The 19,064-nt window shown below is 73.5% G+C and carries 19 protein-coding genes; 11 read left to right on the plus strand and 8 right to left on the minus strand.

The genetic code is table 11. The features are described 5' to 3' along the window. Positions 1-22: 22 nt before the first annotated feature. Positions 23-715: a glycoside hydrolase family 12 protein gene (locus MF672_RS20450; protein ID WP_242378385.1), complete on the minus strand. Its 693-nt coding sequence runs from the start codon at positions 713-715 to the stop codon at positions 23-25. Positions 716-820: 105 nt separating this feature from the next. On the opposite strand from MF672_RS20450, the gene MF672_RS20455 reads away from it, so the two are divergent. The 5 genes from MF672_RS20455 (at position 821) to MF672_RS20475 (ending at position 4,385) form a co-directional block, all read left to right on the plus strand. Continuing rightward, complete coding sequence (locus MF672_RS20455) at positions 821-1,198, plus strand: YciI family protein (protein WP_242378422.1); 378 nt, start codon at positions 821-823, stop codon at positions 1,196-1,198. A 72-nt stretch (positions 1,199-1,270) separates the two neighbouring features. Next, positions 1,271-2,506: an RNA polymerase sigma factor gene (locus MF672_RS20460; protein WP_242378383.1), complete on the plus strand. Its 1,236-nt coding sequence runs from the start codon at positions 1,271-1,273 to the stop codon at positions 2,504-2,506. 31 nt (positions 2,507-2,537) lie between these two features. Next, entirely contained in the window at positions 2,538-3,140 is a 603-nt protein-coding gene (locus MF672_RS20465; protein ID WP_242378382.1) for an ArsR/SmtB family transcription factor, read from the plus strand. Position 3,141: 1 nt separating this feature from the next. Next, entirely contained in the window at positions 3,142-3,861 is a 720-nt protein-coding gene (locus MF672_RS20470; RefSeq protein WP_242378381.1) for an SRPBCC family protein, read from the plus strand. A 41-nt stretch (positions 3,862-3,902) separates the two neighbouring features. After that, a complete protein-coding gene (locus MF672_RS20475) occupies positions 3,903-4,385 on the plus strand; it encodes a metallophosphoesterase family protein (RefSeq protein ID WP_242378380.1) in 483 nt (160 codons plus the stop codon). Here MF672_RS20475 and ddaH read toward each other — a convergent pair. Next, on the minus strand, positions 4,382-5,218 hold the full coding sequence (ddaH, locus tag MF672_RS20480) for a dimethylargininase (protein WP_308210506.1): 837 nt from the start codon (positions 5,216-5,218) through the stop codon (positions 4,382-4,384). The two genes, MF672_RS20475 and ddaH, sit on opposite strands and share 4 nt — an antisense overlap. 154 nt (positions 5,219-5,372) lie before the next feature. Here ddaH and MF672_RS20485 point away from each other — a divergent pair, with 154 nt between their 5' ends. Then, a complete protein-coding gene (locus tag MF672_RS20485) occupies positions 5,373-6,959 on the plus strand; it encodes a (2,3-dihydroxybenzoyl)adenylate synthase (protein WP_242378379.1) in 1,587 nt (528 codons plus the stop codon). 46 nt (positions 6,960-7,005) lie between these two features. On the opposite strand, the gene MF672_RS20490 is transcribed toward MF672_RS20485, so the two are convergent. Together MF672_RS20490 and MF672_RS20495 are read right to left on the minus strand one after the other, a co-directional pair. Further along, positions 7,006-7,407, minus strand: coding sequence for a hypothetical protein (locus tag MF672_RS20490; protein ID WP_242378378.1), 402 nt, complete (start codon positions 7,405-7,407; stop codon positions 7,006-7,008). Beyond that, complete coding sequence (locus MF672_RS20495) at positions 7,404-9,707, minus strand: ATP-binding cassette domain-containing protein (RefSeq protein WP_242378377.1); 2,304 nt, start codon at positions 9,705-9,707, stop codon at positions 7,404-7,406. The genes MF672_RS20490 and MF672_RS20495 overlap by 4 nt, the downstream gene beginning before the upstream one ends. 333 nt (positions 9,708-10,040) lie before the next feature. On the opposite strand from MF672_RS20495, the gene MF672_RS20500 reads away from it, so the two are divergent. The 3 genes from MF672_RS20500 to MF672_RS20510 are packed head-to-tail and all read left to right on the plus strand — an operon-like array spanning position 10,041 to position 13,594. Continuing rightward, positions 10,041-11,165 carry an acyltransferase family protein gene (locus tag MF672_RS20500; protein WP_242378376.1) on the plus strand — a complete coding sequence of 375 codons (1,125 nt, stop codon included), beginning with the start codon at positions 10,041-10,043 and terminating at the stop codon, positions 11,163-11,165. A gap of 46 nt (positions 11,166-11,211) precedes the next feature. After that, the gene (locus MF672_RS20505) at positions 11,212-12,399 is read left to right on the plus strand and encodes a cytochrome P450 (protein ID WP_242378375.1); all 1,188 of its coding nucleotides are present in this window, start codon (positions 11,212-11,214) and stop codon (positions 12,397-12,399) included. Positions 12,400-12,412: 13 nt separating this feature from the next. Beyond that, positions 12,413-13,594 carry a cytochrome P450 gene (locus MF672_RS20510; RefSeq protein ID WP_242378371.1) on the plus strand — a complete coding sequence of 394 codons (1,182 nt, stop codon included), beginning with the start codon at positions 12,413-12,415 and terminating at the stop codon, positions 13,592-13,594. On the opposite strand, the gene MF672_RS20515 is transcribed toward MF672_RS20510, so the two are convergent. Next, on the minus strand, positions 13,589-14,389 hold the full coding sequence (locus MF672_RS20515; RefSeq protein ID WP_242378365.1) for an alpha/beta hydrolase: 801 nt from the start codon (positions 14,387-14,389) through the stop codon (positions 13,589-13,591). The genes MF672_RS20510 and MF672_RS20515 overlap by 6 nt on opposite strands. Positions 14,390-14,436: 47 nt before the next feature. Between MF672_RS20515 and MF672_RS20520 the strand changes: the two genes are divergently transcribed. After that, a complete protein-coding gene (locus MF672_RS20520; RefSeq protein WP_242378363.1) occupies positions 14,437-14,943 on the plus strand; it encodes a winged helix-turn-helix domain-containing protein in 507 nt (168 codons plus the stop codon). Here MF672_RS20520 and MF672_RS20525 read toward each other — a convergent pair. The 3 genes from MF672_RS20525 to MF672_RS20535 are packed head-to-tail and all read right to left on the minus strand — an operon-like array spanning position 14,929 to position 17,704. Beyond that, positions 14,929-16,200: a pyridoxal phosphate-dependent aminotransferase gene (locus tag MF672_RS20525; protein ID WP_242378360.1), complete on the minus strand. Its 1,272-nt coding sequence runs from the start codon at positions 16,198-16,200 to the stop codon at positions 14,929-14,931. The genes MF672_RS20520 and MF672_RS20525 overlap by 15 nt on opposite strands. Before the next feature lie 17 nt (positions 16,201-16,217). Further along, positions 16,218-16,958 carry an SDR family NAD(P)-dependent oxidoreductase gene (locus MF672_RS20530; protein WP_242378358.1) on the minus strand — a complete coding sequence of 247 codons (741 nt, stop codon included), beginning with the start codon at positions 16,956-16,958 and terminating at the stop codon, positions 16,218-16,220. Beyond that, positions 16,955-17,704 carry a thioesterase II family protein gene (locus MF672_RS20535; RefSeq protein WP_242378356.1) on the minus strand — a complete coding sequence of 250 codons (750 nt, stop codon included), beginning with the start codon at positions 17,702-17,704 and terminating at the stop codon, positions 16,955-16,957. The genes MF672_RS20530 and MF672_RS20535 overlap by 4 nt, the downstream gene beginning before the upstream one ends. Before the next feature lie 154 nt (positions 17,705-17,858). Here MF672_RS20535 and MF672_RS20540 point away from each other — a divergent pair, with 154 nt between their 5' ends. Further along, positions 17,859-19,064 carry a cytochrome P450 gene (locus MF672_RS20540; RefSeq protein WP_242378354.1) on the plus strand — a complete coding sequence of 402 codons (1,206 nt, stop codon included), beginning with the start codon at positions 17,859-17,861 and terminating at the stop codon, positions 19,062-19,064.

Here is a 19,064-nt window from a genome sequence, read left to right on the forward strand (position 1 = left end):
CCGAGCCTAGCGCCCGCGCGGCTCAGGAGGCGGAGACCGAGAAGCTGTTGGTGGTGAAGTTCATGCCGCCGCTGCTGGAGGTGATCTCGTAGCCGAACTGCACGTTGCCGAGCGTCACGTCGCCCATCCAGCCGTTGGAGCGCAGCCAGGTGAGCACCGCCTTGACGTCCACCGTGCCGGAGGTGGCGTTGCCGGTCCTGACGAAGGAGAAGACCTGGTTGGCGCCGTTGCTGCCGCGGTAGACGTCCCAGCTGTGGCCGCCGACGGTGGCGCTGGTCCGGCGGGTGCCGAGCGGGCCGACGGCGCCACGCCTGTTCATCCAGAGCATGATCTCGTAGGCGTTGGCGGAGTCCCAGATGTCGTAGGCGGTGGTGTAGGCGCCGCCGCTGGGCACGGTCACGTTGAACGTGCTGGTGACGCTGCCGAGGGCGCTGACGCGCTTGCCGACGTACTTGGTGGCGTTGGGGTAGGACTTGACGCCGCCGGTGTCGGGGTGGTTCGCCCACACGCCCCAGTTGCTGGAGGAGTTCGCCCAGATGGTCTGGGGTCCTGCGCCGCTGCCCCAGATGTTGTTGTAGAGCGTGTAGCCGCCGTTGGTCCAGGTGCCCCAGCGGTCGCTGGAGGACCAGGTGGCGGCGAGCGCGGGCGGGGCGAGGAGGCCGAGGACGATCGCCAGCGCGGCGACGGGGGCGGCGAGGGGCACGATCCTGCGCATGACGCTTCCCTTTCCTTGGAGTTAGTTTGGATAGCGTCCAAATGAAAGGAGAGGGAGTCAAGCGGGCGTGAAACTTTCGCCCCTAGGATGTGCGGGGTGAAGTACATGCTGATGATCTACGCCAACGCCGAGTCCCAGCAGCACGTGGCCGACCACGAGGCCGAGGTCATGGCGGAGGTCGACGCCCTGATGAAGGAGCTGACCGGCAGCGGCGAGCTGGTGGGCGGGCAGGCGCTGGACGGGCTCGGCTCGGCGCGCACCGTCCGGGTGCGCGGCGGCGCGCCGGCCGTCACGGACGGGCCGTTCCTGGAGGCCAAGGAGTTCCTGGCCGGCTACCTCGTCGTGGAGTGCGCGAGCGCCGAGCGGGCCACGGAGATCGCCGCCCGCTGGCCGGACGCGCGGCTGTGCGCGATGGAGGTGCGGCCGATCATCGACGAGGTGGAGCCGCCGGCGGGCGACCCCCAGGATGACCGCACAGGGTGAGCGAACGGGACGAGCGCGCGGGGTGAATGCGCGGGGTGAGTGGACGGGATGAGTGCGCGGGATGAGCGTGGCGTGAGCGAGGTGGCCGAGGGGCTGCTGCGGGAGCTCGCGCCGCAGGTGCTGGGCGTCCTGGTCCGGCGGCACGGGCAGTTCGACGCCTGCGAGGACGCCGTCCAGGAGGCGCTGCTGGACGCCGCCGTGCAGTGGCCCGAGCAGGGCGTGCCGGACAACCCGCGGGCCTGGCTGGTGACCGTGGCGTCCCGGCGGCTGATCGACCACGTGCGCAGCGAGCACGCGCGGCGGCGGCGCGAGGAGGGCGTGGCGGTGAGCGCGCCGGCCGACGCGCTCACGATGCCCGCGCCCGGCGAGGAGCGGGCCGGCGACCGGGACGACACGCTCACGCTGCTGTTCCTGTGCTGCCATCCGGCGCTGTCGCCGCCCTCGCAGCTCGCGCTCACGCTGCGGGCGGTGGGCGGGCTGACGACGGCGCAGGTGGCGCGGGCGTTCCTGGCGCCCGAGGCGACGATGGCGCAGCGCATCAGCCGGGCCAAGCAGCGGATCAAGGCCGCGGGGGCGAGGTTCGCGATGCCGCCGGAGAGCGAGCGGGACGAGCGCCTGCGCGTCGTGCTGCACGTCCTCTACCTGATCTTCAACGAGGGCTACACCGCCACCTCGGGGCCCGACCTGCACCGGGCCGAGCTGACCGGGGAGGCGATCCGGCTGGCCAGGGCGGTTCGCCGGCTGCTGCCCGACGACGGCGAGGTGGCCGGGCTGCTGGCGCTGATGCTGCTCACCGAGGCGAGGCGGCCGGCCCGCACGGGGCCGGACGGGCGGCTGGTCCCGCTCGCCGAGCAGGACCGCGGCCTGTGGGACCGGCGGCTCATCGACGAGGGCGTCGAGCTGGTGAGCAAGGCGTTGTCCACGAGCGCGCTGGGGCCGTACCAGGTGCAGGCGGCCATCGCGGCGGTGCACGACGAGGCGCCCTCGGCCGCGGAGACCGACTGGCCGCAGATCCTCGCCCTGTACGGGGTGCTGTCCGGCCTGGACGACAACCCGGTCGTGGCGCTCAACCACGCGGTCGCGGTGGCCATGGTGCACGGCCCGCGCGCCGGGCTGGACCGGCTCGACCGGCTGGCGGCGGACGACCGGCTCAAGGGCCATCATCGCCCGGCCGCGGTGCGGGCGCACCTGCTGGAGATGGCGGGCGACCCGGCGGGGGCGGCGCGCGCCTATCAGGAGGCGGCGCGGCTGACGTCGAGCCTGCCGGAGCGGGACTACCTCGAGCACCGGGCCGCCAGACTTTCTTGACAATTTTTGTTTTCGGTGCCATGGTTCCGACATGCACGATGTCGAGGTGATCGAGGATCCGGCGGCGGCCGAGGCGTCGCTCGACCCCATGCGCTCGCGGCTGCTCGCCGAGCTGGCCGAGCCCGGCTCGGCCACGTCGCTGGCGGCCAAGGTCGGCCTGGCCCGGCAGAAGGTCAACTACCACCTGCGCACGCTGGAGAAGCACGGCCTGGTCGAGCTGGTCGAGGAGCGCAGGAAGGGCAACGTCACCGAGCGCGTCATGCGGGCCACCGCCGCCTCGTTCGTGATCTCCCCGAACGCGCTGGCCGCCGTCCAGCCCGATCCGTCCCGCGCGCCCGACCGGCTGTCGGCGCGCTGGCTGCTGGCCGTGGCCGCGCAGCTCGTCCGCGACGTCGGCGTGCTCATCAGCGGGGCGGCCAAGGCGCAGAAGCGGGTGGCGACGTTCGCGATCGACGGCGAGGTGCGCTTCGCCTCGGCGGCCGACCGGGCGGCCTTCGCCCAGGAGCTGGCCGAGTGCGTCACCTCCCTGGTCGGCAAATACCACGACGAGACGGCGGAAGGCGGGCGGCCGCACCGGCTGGTCGTCGCCGTGCACCCCGCCGTCGAACAGCAGCAGCAGCGGCAGGAGGGCTGAGATGGGGCACGCGTTCGAGCTGCCCCACGAGGGGGCGGTCGGGGCGACGCCCGAGGAGGTCTGGGACGCCATCAGCACCGGCCCCGGCATCACCTCCTGGTTCATGGGCCGCAGCGAGGTGACGGACGGGGTGGTGCGCACCGCGTTCGGCGGCTTCGAGCTGCCCGCCTCGACGGTGACCGAGGCCGTGCCGCCGCACCGCTTCGCGCACTCCAGCGACAAGACGGACGACGGCCGCTTCGTCGCCTACGAGTTCCTGGTCGAGGGCCGCGAGCGGGGCAGCACCGTGGTCCGCATGGTGACCAGCGGCTTCCTGCCGGGCGACGACTGGCAGGACGAGTTCGAGGCCATGTCCAGGGGCCTGGAGATGTACTTCGCGACGCTGGTGGAGTACCTGAACCACTTCGCGGGGCGCACGGCCCGGCCGGTCACCGTGTTCGGGCCGCCGGTGCGGGACTGGGCGCGGGCCTGGGACGGCGTGTACGCCGAGCTGGGCGGCCGTCCCGCGATCGGCGACGTGGTACGGCTCGGCCCGGTGGAGGGCGTCGTCTACCACCGCAACACGCAGACGCTCGGCGTCCGGGCCGCGGACGGCCTCTACCGCGTCCTCCAGGGCTTCGGCGGCTCGATGATCGCCTCCCACCTGCGCTACGACGCGGGCGGCGACGTGGAGCCGGCGTGGCGGGAGTGGCTGGAGCGCCTGCACGCCGCCGGGGAGTGACGAGGGGTGACGAGCCCCCGCCGGGCGGGCAGGGGCAGGGCATGAACGTGGTCGCGCTGTCCGACACCCACGCGCCCCGGCGCTGGCGCTCCTGCCCGCCCCGGGTCGCCGGGCACCTGCGCGGCGCGGACGTCATCCTGCACGCCGGGGACGTCTGCGTCGCCTCGGTGCTCGCCGAGCTGGCCGCCTACGCGCCGGTGCACGCGGTCAAGGGCAACAACGACGGCCCGGACGTGACGGCCCCGGAGACGCTGGAGCTGACCCTGGAGGGCCTGCGGATCGGCATGATCCACGACAGCGGCCCGGCCAAGGGCCGCCTGCCCCGCCTGCGGCGCCGCTTCCCCCGCGCGGACCTGGTCGTCTTCGGCCACTCCCACATCCCGTGGGACGAGTCGGGCGAGGGCCTGCGCATCTTCAACCCGGGCTCCCCCACCGACCGGCGCCGCCAGCCGCACGGCACCGTGGGCCTGCTCACCATCGAGGACGGCGCCCTGACCAGGGCCGAGATCGTGCCGGTCACCTAGCGCGGCCCCGACAAGGAGCGGGGCGGCGTCCCGTGCAGCTCCAGCGTGCAGCACTTGATGCCGCCGCCGGCCTTGAGCAGCTCGGTGAACTCGACCCCGATCGGCTCGTAGCCGCGCTCGGCGAGCCGGCCCGCCAGCCGGCCGGCCGCGCGGGGCAGGATCACGTGCCGGCCGTCGGACAGGGCGTTCAGCCCGAAGACCGCGGCGTCCGCCTCCTCGGCCGCCAGCGCGCCGGGGAAGCGGGCCGCGAGCAGCTCCCGCGACGCCGGGCAGAACGCGGGCGGGTAGTACATGATCTCGTCGTCGCCGAGCACGGTCAGCGCCGTGTCCAGGTGGTAGAAGCGGGGATCGACCAGCGTGAGGCCGAGCACCGGGCGGCCGAAGAAGCGGGCCGTCTCGGCGTGCGCGGCGGGCTCGGTGCGGAAGCCGGTGCCGGCCAGGACGGTCCCGCCGGCGACGAGGAAGTCGCCCTCGCCCTCGTTGACGTGCGCGGCCTGGCGGACCTCCCGGTAGCCCCGGGAGCCGAACCACTCCAGGTAGGCCGCCGGCTCCTCGGCGCGCTGGGGGTGCCGGAAGCGGGCGACGAGGGCCCGCTCGCCGAGCGCGAGCGCGCCGTTGGCGGCGAAGACCATGTCGGGCAGGCCCGGCAGCGGGTCGATGAGGTCCACGCGGTGTCCCAGGTCGACGATGACGTCGTGCAGCCACTTCCACTGCGACAGGCCGATCTCGGGGAACGTGGGCCGCCCGGGATCCATCCACGCGTTGATCGAGTAACGCACCTCGAAGTTGTCGGGCCGGCACATCAGGTAGTGCCGCCGTGTGCTGTCCCGCACGGCGTTCCCCTCCTTCGTGAGTCTCCCTGTCTACTGGCCGGCGCGCGGGCGGGGGCGCGCGGCGAAAGATGTCGGCAAGACATCGGCGCCCGCCGCGGCGGCGCTGTGAGCATGCGGGCAAGAGGAGCTGCCCCCGCCTGAAGGGAAAGCGATCATGCTCGACGGCTTCGTCCCGTGGCCGGACCACCTCGCCGAGGAGTACCGCCGGGCCGGTTACCGGCTCGGGCGCCCGCTCGGCGACCTGCTCCACGAGTCGTGCGCGCGGCACGCCGGCCGGGTGGCCGTCGTCTGCGGGGAGCGCCGGATGACCTACGCCGAGCTGTCGCGGGCGGCGGACCGGATGGCGTACGGCCTGCTGGAGCTGGGCGTCAAGCCGCTGGACCGGGTCGTGGTGCAGCTGCCGAACGTGCCCGAGTTCGTCGTGCTGCTGTTCGCGCTGCTGCGCGCCGGCGCCATCCCCGTCCTGGCGCTGCCCGGGCACCGGCGGGCCGAGATCGCCGGAGTGCACGGGCACGCGGGCGCGGTGGCGTACGCGATCAAGGACGAGTTCGGCGGCTTCGACTACCGCCGGCTCGCCCGCGAGCTGCCCTCGCCCGGGCACGTGCTGGTCAGCGGCGACGCGCAGGAGTTCACCGCGCTCGACACGCTGGAGGGGACGGCGCGGGAGCTGCCGGCGGCCGACCCGGGCGACCCGGCGCTGTTCCTGCTGTCGGGCGGGACGACCGGGCTGCCCAAGCTGATCCCGCGCACGCACGACGACTACGGCTACTGCATGCGGGCGACGGCCGAGGCGATGCGGGCCGGCTCCGGCCTCGTGTACCTGGCGGTCAACCCGGCGGCGCACAACGCGGCGCTCGGCTGTCCCGGGGTGCTCGGCAGCCTGCTGCTCGGCGGCAAGGCGGTGCTCACCTCCAGCGTGCGGCCCGACGAGGTCTTCCCGCTGATCGAGCGGGAGGGCGTCACCGTGACCACGATCGTGCCGGCGGTGCTGCGGCTGTGGGCCGACGCGGGCCCGCGCGGGCACGACCTGTCGCGGCTCACGTTGCAGGTCGGCAGCGCCCCGCTGGACCCGGCGCTGGCGCGCCGGGCCCGCGAGGGCCTGGGGTGCGGGCTGACCCGGTGGTTCGGCCTCAGCGAGGGCCTGCTCACCCACACCCGGCTGGACGACCCCGACGAGGTGATCGACGGCACGGAGGGGCGGCCGCTCGCGGCGGCCGACGAGGTCCTGCTCGTGGGGCCGTCCGGGGAGCCGGTGCCCGACGGCGAGGCGGGCGAGCTGCTGGTACGCGGGCCGTACACGATCCGCGGCTACTTCCGGGCGCCGGAGCACAACGCGCGCTCGTTCGCCCCCGGCGGGTACTTCCGGACCGGGGACCTGGTGCGGCGGCGGCCTGACGGCAACCTCGTCGTCGTGGGCCGGGTCAAGGACGTGATCAACCGGGCGGGCGAGAAGATCTCCCCCGAGGAGGTGGAGCGCTGCCTGCTCACGCATCCGGCGGTGCGGGACGCGGCCGTGCTCGGCGTGCCGGACGGCGCGCTCGGCGAGCGCACGTACGCCTTCCTCGTGCTGGCCGGCGACGTCCGGCCGCCGGCGGTCAAGGCGTACCTGCGCGAGCGCGGGCTGGCCACGTACAAGATCCCGGATCGGATCGTGCCGATGGCGGAGCTGCCGCGCACCCCCATGGGCAAGATCGACAAGAGGGCGCTGCGCGACGGCGTCACCGCCCGGCGCGCCTCCTGACGCCGGTCAGGAGGCGCGGGACAGGGCGCGGATCAGGAGGCGCGGATCAGGAGGCGCGGGCGGCCCTGCGGGCGCGGTCACGCAGCCGGCGGGCGGCCAGGTGGATGGTCGAGAAGTGCCGGGCGGCATTGGCCCGCATCGGCGCGGGGATGTCGGCGAGCCCCCGGTAGAGCACGCACGACAGCTGCAGGTAGCTCATGAACAGCGCGAGCTCGTCCACCAGCGGGTCGAGCCGCCCCTCGGCGGTCACCGCCAGCGGCCCCCGCCAGCCGTCCACGAGCTCCAGCAGGGCCCGCTGCCGCTCGACCAGGACGGGCAGCACCTCGCCCACCGGGTAGGGGCCCGAGCCGCGCATGGGGTGCGCGGCCAGCACGGCGGCGATGGCGTCGGCCGCCTCGGCGACCGCGTCGGCGAGGCGGTGCCGGTCGGTGTCGGGTGCGGTGGTCATGGCGTGCTCCCTTCCAGGGCCCGGCGCAGGTAAAGGGCGGTGGGCGAGCCGGCGACGTCGAGCAGCCCGGCGGGCGGGCCCTGGTAGAGCAGCCGGCCGCCCCGGCTGCCGCCCTCGGGGCCGAGCTCGATCAGCCAGTCGGCGTGCGCGATCACGTCGAGGTTGTGCTCGATCACCACCACGGTGGCGGCGTAGGAGTCGACCAGCCGGTCCAGCGTGCCGAGCAGCCGCTCCACGTCGGCCAGGTGCAGCCCGCTGGTGGGCTCGTCGAGGACGTAGGTGGTGCTGCGGCTGCTCAGGTGCCCGGCGAGCTTGATGCGCTGGCACTCGCCGCCGGACAGGCTGGTGAGCGGCTGCCCGAGCCGCAGGTAGTCGAGCCCGACGTCGCCGATCGCGGTCAGCACGGGCACGATCTTGCGGTTGCCGGCGAAGAACTCGCGGCCTTCGGCCACGGTCAGCTCCAGCACGTCGCTGATGTCGAGGCCGCGCAGCCGGTAGCCGAGCACCTCGTCGGTGAAGCGTCTGCCGTTGCAGGTCTGGCAGGTGAGGGTCACGCCCTCCAGCGAGGCGAGGTCGGTGAAGACCACGCCGAGGCCGTTGCAGGTGGGGCAGGCGCCGGAGGAGTTGGCGCTGAACAGGGCGGGGCTGACGTGGTGGGCCTTGGCGAACTCGGCGCGGATCGCGTCGCCGATGCCGGTGTGGGTGCTGGTGGTGGAGCGCCGGTTGGCGTGCGGCATCGACTGGTCGACGATCACCGCCTCCGGGTGCTGCGCCCGGAAGGCGCCGTTGATCAGGCTGGACTTGCCCGCGCCGGCCACGCCGCAGAGCACGGTGAGCGCCCGCTCGGGCAGCTCGACCGTGAGGTCGCGCAGGTTGTGCATCCGGGCGTGCGCCACCGTGAGCATGCCCGCCGGGGTGCGCACGCGCTCCTTCAGCCGGGTGGCGCCGGTCATGAACCTGCCGGTGAGCGTGCCCGAGCCGGCCAGCTCGGCGACCTGGCCGGCGAAGACCACCTTGCCGCCCGCCGCGCCCGCGCCGGGGCCGAGGTCGATGACGTAGTCGGCGGCGGCGATCACGTCGCGGTCGTGCTCCACCACCAGGACGGTGTTGCCCTGGTCGCGCAGCGCGTGCAGCAGGTTCGTCAGCCGGTGCACGTCGCGCGGGTGCAGGCCCATGCTGGGCTCGTCGAAGACGTAGAGCATGTCGTTGAGGCTGCCGGACAGGTGCCGGACGATCTTCACCCGCTGCGACTCGCCGCCCGACAGCGTGGCGGTGCGGCGCTCCAGGCTGAGATAGCCGAGGCCGATCTCCACCAGGTGGCCGACGCGCGAGATCAGCGCCTCGATCACCGGCTTGGCCTGCGGCAGGTCGAGCGCGCGCAGGACGCCCACCAGCTCCTCGGCCTCCATCGCGGCGTAGTCGGCGATGTTGCGGCCGTCGATCCTGCAGTCGAGGGCGAGCGCCGACAGCCGGGTGCCGCCGCAGACCGGGCAGGGCACCGAGGTGACGAACCGGGCGGCCATCTGCCGGGTGCGGGCGCCGAGCTCGCGGTCCGGCTTGACGAAGCGGCGGCGGAACTTCACCACCGCGCCCTCGTAGGCCATGTTGATCCGCTGCCCGCCGACCTCCAGCGGCACCGTGCCGTCGGTGCCGTGCAGCAGCTCCTCGCGCTCGGCCGGGGTGTAGTCGGCGACCGGCTTGTCGGGGTCGAACCGGCCGGAGGCGGCCAGCAGGTACCAGTCGCGCGAGCCGACGTCGAAGACCGGCGCGCGCAGCGCGCCCTCGTTGAGCGACTTCGACGGGTCGAGGAAGGCGTCCATGTCGATGCCGACGACCTCGCCCAGGCCCTCGCACTCGGGGCACATGCCGGCCGGCATGTTGAAGGAGAAGGCGTCGGCGTAGCCGACGAACGGCTCGCCCGCGCGGGAGAACAGCAGCCGCAGCAGCGGCGCGATGTCGGTGATGGTGCCGACCGTGGAGCGCGGCCCGCCGGAAAGGGGCCGCTGATCCACCGCGACGGTGGCCGGCAGATGCTCGATCAGATCGAAGTCGGGGCGGGCCGAACTGGGCAGGAAATTGCGGACGAATGCCGGCAGCGTCTCATTCCATTGCCGTTGCGCCTCGACCGCGACGGTGTCGAAAACCAGCGACGACTTTCCCGATCCGGATACTCCGGTGACGACCGTGAGGGTGCGTTTGGGGATCTCCGCGTCGACGGTGTCCAGGTTGTGCTCCCGAGCGCCGACCACCCGGATCCATTCCGGCACCGATGCGATGTCCACGCGCCGTTCAGCATTCACGACTTCGACCCTATCATTGAAGTTTTACGTTGAGAGTGAGCCGCGATAAGACCCGGAAAACACGGGACGACCGGATGCCAACTCTCAACCGGACCTGATTGCCGCCGGTCCGGCCAGGGTAGACAGGCGGCGCCCGCCGCTCAACACCCCGGACGCGTTGACGGGCGAAAGCACGGCGTGCGAACAATGAGGCGCCGGGCCGGTCCGGGAAAGCCGCGGCGCCTTTTCATTCGCGCCGCCCGCCCCGGACCGCCGCCTTTCCGGCGGCCGCGGGCGGATGTCCTGTCGCCGGGACACCCACCGCCGGGCCGCGCGAGCGAGAGGGGAAATCGCATGACCTCCACGACCGTCTCCAGCCGTTTACCGTCGCTGACCGGGCTGCGTTTCGTGGCCGCGTTCTGCGTGCTGCTCGAACACCTCAACATCATCGCGGTTTTCGTGCCGCCGGCGCGGGTCTCGGTGTCGTTCTTCTTCGTGCTGAGCGGTTTCGTGCTCACCTGGTCGTCCCGGCCGGGCGACACGTACCGGTCGTTCTGGCGGCGCAGGTTCTGGAAGATCTTCCCCAACCACACCGTGAGCTGGGCGCTGATGCTGGTCATCCTGGCCGTCACCGGCGTCTCGCTGGTGCCGGGGGTACTGCCGCCAGGGCCGACGCCGCCCCTGCCCGCCGCCGCCAACCTGACGCTGCTGCACTCGTGGGTGCCCACGTTCGACTACATGTTCAGCGTCAACCCGGTGAGCTGGTCGCTGAGCAGCGAGATGCTCTTCTACCTGCTGTTCCCCGCGCTGCTGCCGCTGGTGCTGCGCATCCCGGCGCGGCGGCTGGCGCTCGCCGCCGCGGGGCTGGTGGCGCTGGCCTGGCTGATCCCGCTGGTGTCGCTGACCTTCTCCGGCCCGGCGCTCATGCCCGGGCTGCTGCAGAGCCAGTACTGGTTCGCCTACTTCTTCCCGCCCGCCCGGCTGCCGGAGTTCGTGCTCGGCATGGTGCTGGCCCGGATGGTCATCCACGGCTTCACCCCGCGGCTGGGCGTGGCGCTGACCGGGGCCGCCACGCTGGTGTTCCTGTTCGTCGCGACGGCCGCGGGGCTGCCCGCGCCGTTCATGTTCGCGGCCGTGACCCTCGTGCCCGTGGCCCTGGTGGTGCTGGGCGGCGCCTCCATCGACGTCCGGCACGCGCGCTCGTTCTGGGGCACCCGCCTCATGGTCTTCCTCGGCGAGATCTCCTTCGCGCTCTACCTCATCCACCCGCTGGTGAACCTGGCCTTCAACCAGCTCACGCAGGGCCGGGTCCGGGCGGCGCTCGGCGACGCCGGCGCGAACGTCATCGTCATCGCGCTCTGCCTGCTGGCCGCCTGGGCGCTGTACCGGGCCGTGGAGCGGCCGCTCATGCGGCGGTTCGGCTCCTCCCGCCCGGCACCCGCCCCGGCGCCGGCGGCGCCCACGGCCCAGGGGGCCTGACCCTCCTCCGCCCATCGTCCGTCCACCTCCGACGACAAGGACCGGCATGACCACGACATCCGCACAGTGGGACACCGACGAACGCCAGTTCTGGCTCCGCGGCGAGCAGCCCCCGGCCTGGGTCGACTTCGACGAGGCCATCGGCGTCTGGCGGGTCTTCGGCTACCCGGAGGCCCTGCGCGCCTTCACCGAGATCGACACCTTCTCCTCCAACACCGAGCGGCTGGCGCCGATGGAGGTCCAGTACACCGAGGGCAACCTCGTGGAGATGGACCCGCCGCAGCACGGCAAGCTGCGCAAGCTGGTCACGCACGCGTTCACCCCGCGCATGGTCGCCAACCTGGAGCCCCGCGTCCGGGAGATCACGAACGAGCTGCTCGACGCGACCGGCGGGGCCGGGCGCATCGAGCTGATCAACGACCTGGCCTACCCGCTGCCGGTCATCGTCATCTGCGAGCTGCTGGGCATCCCCGCCGACGACCGCCACCTGTTCAAGCGCTGGGTGGACGAGATGATGGCGCAGACGCACGAGTACTCCTTCTCCGAGCCCACCGAGCTGCAGGAAAGCAGCATGCAGCACGCCATGGAGCAGATGGGCCGGCTCGTCGACTACATCTGCGAGCACGCCGAGGACCGGCGCCGCACACCCCGCGAGGACCTGCTCAGCAGCCTCGTGCACGCCGAGGTGGACGGCCGCCGGATGAGCAACAACGAGGTCGCCATCTTCGCCAACTCGCTGCTGGTGAACGGGCACCTGACCACCACGATGCTGCTGGGCAACTCGGTGCTGTGCCTGGACGCCCACCCCGAGCAGTTCGCCGAGGTGCGCGCCGACCGGTCGAAGATCCCCGGCGCGATCGAGGAGGCCCTGCGCTTCGTCACGCCCGCGCCGGTGCTCGGCCGCGCCACGCTGCGCGAGACCGAGCTCGGCGGCCGCGTCATCCCCGCGGACCAGATCATCCAGGTCTGGGTGGGCGCCGCGAACCGGGACCCCCGCCAGTTCGAGCGGCCGGACGTCTACGACCTCCACCGCGACCCCAACCCGCACCTGACCTTCGGGCGCGGCATCCACTTCTGCGTCGGCGCGGGGCTGGCGCGCCTGGAGAGCCGGGTGGTGATGGACCTCCTGCTCGACCGCTACCGCAGCGTGCGCAGCGACCCGGACGAGCCGCCCGCGTTCCTCACCAACCCGTACGTCACGGCCCTGCGCTCGTTCCCGCTGCTGGTCGCCTGAAGGAGAAGCCGTCATGACCGTCCTCACGGACCGATGGAACGTCAATCCGCGGCACTTCTGGCTGCGCGGCGAGAAGCCGGAGCAGCCGGTCGCCTTCGACCCCGCGCTCGGGATCTGGAACGTCTACGGCTACCCGGAGGCGGTGGCCGTCCTCGGCGACCCGAAGACCTTCTCCTCCGACACCACGCGGCTGGTGGCGGCCGACCTCGACCCCTCGCTCAACGACGGCGTGCTGTTCCAGATGGACCCGCCGGCGCACCGCAAGCTCCGCAACCTGGTCAGCCACGCCTTCTCCCCGAAGATCGTCGCCGGGCTGGAGCCGCGCATCAGCGGGCTCACCGCCGAGCTGCTGGACGAGGCCGCGGAGCGGGGCCGGCTGGAGCTGGTGGGCGACCTCGCCTACCCGCTGCCGGTGATCGTCATCGCCGAGCTGCTCGGCGTCCCCGCGAGCGACCGCGACCTGTTCAAGGGCTGGGTGGACCGGCTGTTCGAGAGCACGCACCAGTTCTCCATGGCCGAGGAGCCGCAAGGGCTGGAGACCCACCTGGAGATCACCAAGGCGATGACCGGCTACCTGCGCGAGCACGCCGTCGAGCGCCGGCGGCGGCCGCGCGAGGACCTGCTGTCGGAGCTGGTGCTCGCGGAGGTGGACGGCGAGCGGCTGAACGACAACCAGATCGTCAACTTCGCCAACATCCTGCTGATGGCCGGTCACATCACCACGACGATGCTGCTGGGCAACACCGTGCTCTGCCTGGACGCGCACCCGGAGTGGTTCGCGGCGGTGCGCGCCGACCGGTCGGTGCTGCCGGCGGCGCTGGAGGAGACGCTGCGTTACTTCAGCCCGTTCACCGCCGCCGCGCGCTCCACCACGGCCGCGACGGAGCTGGCCGGTCACACCGTCCCCGCCGACCAGATGATCATGGTGTGGGTGGCCGCGGCCAACCGCGACGGGCGGCAGTTCCCCGACCCGGACGTCTTCGACCCGTCCCGCGACCCCAACCCGCACCTGGGCTTCGGCCGCGGCGTGCACTTCTGCCTGGGCGCGCCGCTGGCCAGGATCGAGGCCAGGATCGCGCTGGAGGTGCTGCTGGAGCGCCATCCGGTGCTGCGCACCGACCCCGGCGACCCGCCGTCGTTCGTGCCGGCGCCGGACATGAGCGGGGTCGAGCGCCTGCCGCTGCTCACCTCATGAGCGCTGTGACGAGCCCCGGCTCCGCATCTGCGCGAGGACGGCGTCGCCGAGCGGCGTGCCGCGGCGGCCGAGGTCCAGCGGCAGGTCGAAGTGGTTGCGCCCGCGGGCGATGAAGGAGACCAGCTCCGGCGTCCGCGGGCGGGCGGCGGCGACGAAGTCGTGGTGCTGCCGGGTGAAGGCCGCCGTCTCGTTGTCGCCCACGGCGACGACCAGCGGCGGCAGCCGGTCCGGCAGCCGCCGCAGGGGGCTGTTGCGCGCCGCGGCCGCCGCGTCCAGCCCGAGCGCCGCGTTGACGTAGGTGCGGCGCAGCTCGCCGAGCTCGTAGACGCCGCTGAGCAGCGCCGCGCCGGCGACCGGCGGCCCGTCGAGCAGGGCCATGGCCACCAGGTGGGCGCCCGCCGAGCTGCCGCTGAGGTGGACCGGCCCGTGGGCGCGCGCGGCCAGCCACCGCACGCCCTCCCGCACCATGGCGACGATCTCGTCGAGCCGGTAGCGGGGGGCCAGCCCGTAGCCGAGCGCGGCGAAGGCCATGCCCTCGCGCCGGAAGTCGGCCGCGGCGAACGCGGAGTCCTCCCTGCCGAGCTCCTGCCAGTAGCCGCCGTGCACGTAGACCATGAGAGGCGCGTCCGGGGAGCCGCCCGGGAAGTGGTCGGCGACCTGCTCGGGCCGCGGGCCGTACCGGAGCGGCCGGTAGCCGGCGGCCCGCGCGGCCCGGCTGCGCCGCTCGTACTCCTCCAGATGAACCCGCAGGTCGGCGACGCGCGTGCTGGGCGAGTAGTCGCGGTCGAGGCTCACCGCGCACCCCTTTCTCCGAGACGAATGCTGATGATCCGGGAGGCGAAGTGTCCAGAGACTCGGCCGAGGTACGGTTCGTCCGCTGGCCGGCCCAGGCGGAGCTGCGCAACCGCTGCAGGAGCGAGGGGATCCCGTGCCTGCTGGTGGTGGAGGGCGGCGCGCGGCCCCCGGTGTGCAGCGACCCGCGGGAGGACTGGGTCCGCGCGCCGATCTCCCGGCCGGACCTGGAGGCCCGCGTCGCGGCGCTCCGGCAGCGCGTCCACGACCGGCGCAACCCGGTGCTGGACGCGACCGGCACGTTGTTGTTCGACGCGCGGTCGGTCACCGTCTCCAGCACGCACACCGAGCTGATGGCGTTGTTCGTGGAGCGGTTCTGCGAGGTCGTCTACCGCGAGGAGCTGATGGAGCGCCTGGCCGCGTGCGGGCCGCCGCCGACCAGGAACGCGCTGGACCTGCACATCATGCGGCTGCGCCGCCGGGTCGGCACGGTGGGCCTGGCGATCAGGACGGTGTGGGGCCTCGGCTACCTGCTGGAGCCCTCACACGCGGCGTGAGGCGTCGCACTCGGCCACGAAGTCCAGCAGCCGCGCCACGCCCTCACGCAGCACCTCGGGCGCGACGCAGAAGGCGATCCGCACGAGCCGGTGCGACCACGGCGCCGGCTCGATCGAGCGGACGGCCCCGGCGCCGTCCAGGCCGGGCTGGAGCGCGAACCCGGTGCCGGGCACGACGGCCACGCGCCGCTCGCGCAGCAGCCGGGCCGCGAACGTCTCGGCGTCGAGCCCCGAGCGGGCGATGTCCAGCATCGCGTACCAGCCGCCGGACGGCAGCCCGGGCAGCAGGCCCGCGGCCACCAGGCCGGGCAGGACCGCGTCCCGGTTGCGCCGGACCAGCTCGCCGTGCGCGTCCGCGGCCGGCAGGCACCGCATGGCGGCGATCCCGGCGTGCTGGACGGGGGTGGACGGGCCGATGATGCTGGCCTCCTGGACCACGCGCAGCGTGCTCGCGGTCCGCTCGTCGGCCGTCACCACGTAGCCGAGCCGGTAGCCGGTCATGGCCATGCTCTTGGAGAAGCTGAACGTGCTGTGCACGATGCGCTCGGCCTCCGGCAGCCCGCGTTCCAGCGACGCCGGGGAGACGTGCTCGCCGTCGAAGACGAAGTGCTCGTACGCCTCGTCGCTGACCACCCGCCAGCCGCGGGACCTGGCCGCGTGCAGCAGCCGGCCCACGGCGGCGGCGTCCATGACCACCCCGGACGGGTTGGCCGGGGAGTTCAGCAGCAGCACGCGGGTGGCCGGCCCGGCGGCGGCCAGGACGGCCTCGGGGTCGGGCCGGTAGCCGGGGCCGAGGGGGTAGAACACCGGCCGCAGCCCGGCCAGCAGCGCCTGCTGGAGGTGGACCGGCCAGTGCAGCTCGGGCAGCAGGATCTCCGCGCCCGGCTCGGCGATCGCCTTCAGCAGCGACGCCAGGCCCTGGCAGGAGCCCGGGGTGACGAACACGCGCGAGGGGGCGGCGTCGATGCCGTTGGCGGCGCGGAGCTTGGCCACGATCAGCTCGCGCAGCTCCAGAAGGCCGTCCACCGGGGTGTAGCCGGTCTCGCCGCGCCGCACCGCGGCCACGAGCGCGTCGGCGACCTCCGGCGGCGGGTCGAAGTACGGCTCGCCCACGTGGAGCTTGGCCACCTGCCCGCCGGGGCCTCGTTCCTCCTCGGCGGCCGCGTAGAAGATCTCGTGCAGCCACGACAGCGGGATCGTCGAGGCGATCGGCACCTGGCTCGGCACGTGGCTCGGCACCTGGCTCAGCATGGTCATGGTCTCCTCCTGGGCTGTCATGTGGTGCGGCCCCCGTCCACCGGGACGAGCGCACCGGTGATCCATCCGGCGAGGTCCGGGTCGAGCAGCTGGCAGACCCACCGCGCGATCTCCTCGCCCGTCCCGAAGCGGCCCATGGGGGTGGCCGCGAGCAGGCTCTCGCGCAGGTCCCGCCGGCCCTCCGGGGTCAGCCCGGCCTCCTCCCACATCGGGGTGTCCACCGGGCCGGGCAGGACGGCGTTGACGCGTACCTCGGGCGCGAGCTCCCGGGCCAGGGAGCGGGTCAGGCTGTTGAGCGCGGCCTTGCTGGCGCCGTAGAAGGAGCGGCCGGGCATGGACAGCACGCCGCCGACGGAGGAGACGTTGACCACCGCGCCGCGGGCGGCCCGCAGGTGCGGCAGCGCGCTTCTGATCAGCTCGGCGGGGGCGCGCACGTTGACGGCGAGCATCCGGTCGAACTCCTCGGGGCCGGCCTCCTCCAGGCGGGCGAACCGGGCCAGACCGGCGTTGTTCACCACGCCGTGCAGCGCGCCGAACCGCTCCACGGCGGCGCGCACGATCCGGCCGGCCGCGCCCGGCGCGGCCACGTCCTCCGGGACGGCCTGCGCCGCCCCGTCCGTGGCGAGCTCCTCCAGCGCCGCGCGCCGCCGCCCGACGGCGGTGACGAGCGCGCCCTCCTTCAGCGCCCGCTCCGCGATGGCCCGGCCGATGCCGGTGCCCGCCCCGGTGACCACCACCGATCTGCCCTGGAGGCTCATACCGGCGTCACCTGCACCGTGTCGGCGATCAGCCCGGCGAGGTCGTGCCTGAGGTGGAAGTGGCCGCCGGGCCGGACCCGCAGGGCGAAGTCCCCGGTGGTGACCCGCGCCCACTCGGGCTGCGTCGCCTCCTCCACCAGGGGGTCGCCGTCGCCGTGGTAGCAGCGGACCGCGCAGGACAGCGGCGCCGTCCCGGGGCGCGGCCGGTAGGTCTCGCTGGCCCGCACGTCGGAGCGCAGCATGGGCAGCAGGACCGAGCGCAGCTCAGTGTTGCCGGCGATGTCGGGGTCGATGCCGCCGAGCTCGCACAGCGTCGTCCAGAACTCCTCGTCCGGCCCCAGGTGGGTGCGCCCGCCCGCGGCCAGCTCGGGCGGCGGCGAGCTGGAGACGCAGAGGCGCAGCGGCTGCGACCCCGCCTCGCGCAGCGCCAGCGCCGTCTCGTAGGCGACCAGCGCGCCCAGGCTGTGGCCGAACAGCACGCAGGGCGTCTGCCTCGCGGTCTCCAGCAGCTCGGCGGCGACGCCCGCGGCCATCGTCCGGACGTCGCCCGCGGGCGGCTCGCGGAACCTGTCGCCCCGGCCGGGGTACTGGACGGCCAGCAGCCGCACGGCGGGCGGCAGCGCGGGCACCCACTCCGCGAAGAACCCGGCGGAGCCCCCCGAGTGCGGGAAGCACACCACGCTCAGCCCGGGGCGCTCCCCCCGGGTCAGCGGCCGCAGCCAGCGCCGTTCCCACGTTCGCACCATGACCTCCTCCGTCGCGGCCGGCCTTCGCTGACCACTGTTCCGCCCGGGAGGGGCGGCGGCGGCGTCCGCGAAAGATGTGGGCAAGAGATCGGGCCGCCGGCGGCCGCCGCGGCGACGATGGCGGGGCGACGACGGCAGGGAAAGGAGCGCCCACGTGAGCCCGTCACTCGATCTGACCGACCCGGCCGCGTTCGTCAGGACCGACCCCCACGCGTTCTGGCGCGAGGTGCGGAGGGAGCATCCGGTGTACTGGCACGAGCCGTCCGGCGGGCGGCCCGGCTTCTGGGTGGTCTCCCGGTACGCCGACGTGCTGGCCTGCTACGACGACTGGAAGCGGCTCAGCTCGGCCCGCGGTACGGTCCTCGACGTGCTGCTGCGCGGCGGCGACTCGGCGGGCGGCAAGATGCTCGCCGTCACCGACCGCCCGCGCCACCGGCACCTGCGCAACCTGATGCTCCAGGCGTTCTCGCCAAGGCGGCTGGGCGAGGTCGCCGCGAAGGTGGAGGCGCGCACCGCCCGCCTGGTCGCGGCCGTGACCGAGCTGGGCCGCTTCGACTTCGCCGCCGAGGTGGCCGAGCACATCCCGATGAACACGATCTGCGACCTGCTGTCCATCCCGGAGCAGGACCGCAAGGAGCTGCTGCAGTGGAGCAAGTCGGCGCTGTCGTCGGAGCGTCCCGACAGCGCCGAGCTGGACTCCCTGGAGGCCAGGAACGAGATCGTGCTCTACCTCATGGACCTCGCCTTCGAACGCCGCGCCCGCCCCGGCGACGACGTGATCAGCATGATCGCCGGCGCCGAGGTGGAGGGCCGCCCGCTCACGCCCGAGGAGATCGCGCTCAACTGCTACAGCCTGCTGCTCGGCGGCGACGAGTCCTCCCGGATGTCGGGCATCGCCGCGGTGCTGGCCTTCGCCCGCGATCCCGGCGAGTGGCGGCGGCTGCGCGAGGGCGCGGTCGGCCTGGACACCGCCGTGGAGGAGATCCTGCGGTGGGCCACGCCGGGCATGCACTTCGCCCGCACGGCGCTGACCGATCTCACGCTCGGCGGGCAGCGGGTGCGCGCGGGCGACATCGTCACCCTGTGGAACACCTCGGCGAACAACGACGAGACGGTCTTCCCCGGCCCGCGCGTCCTCGACCTGGGACGCCGGCCGAACAAGCACCTCACCTTCGGCCACGGGCCGCATTTCTGCGTGGGCGCGTTCCTCGGCCGGACCGAGCTGCGGGCCTTGCTGGAGTCACTGGTGGCGTGCGTCGGGACGATCGAACTCGACGGCACGCCCGCCCGCATCTACTCGAACTTCCTGTACGGCCACAGCAGCCTGCCGGTCCGGTTCCTGCCGCGCGCGCAGGCGTAG

Origin of the sequence: Actinomadura luzonensis (genome assembly GCF_022664455.2) — a bacterium.
Lineage (GTDB): Bacteria > Actinomycetota > Actinomycetes > Streptosporangiales > Streptosporangiaceae > Nonomuraea > Nonomuraea luzonensis.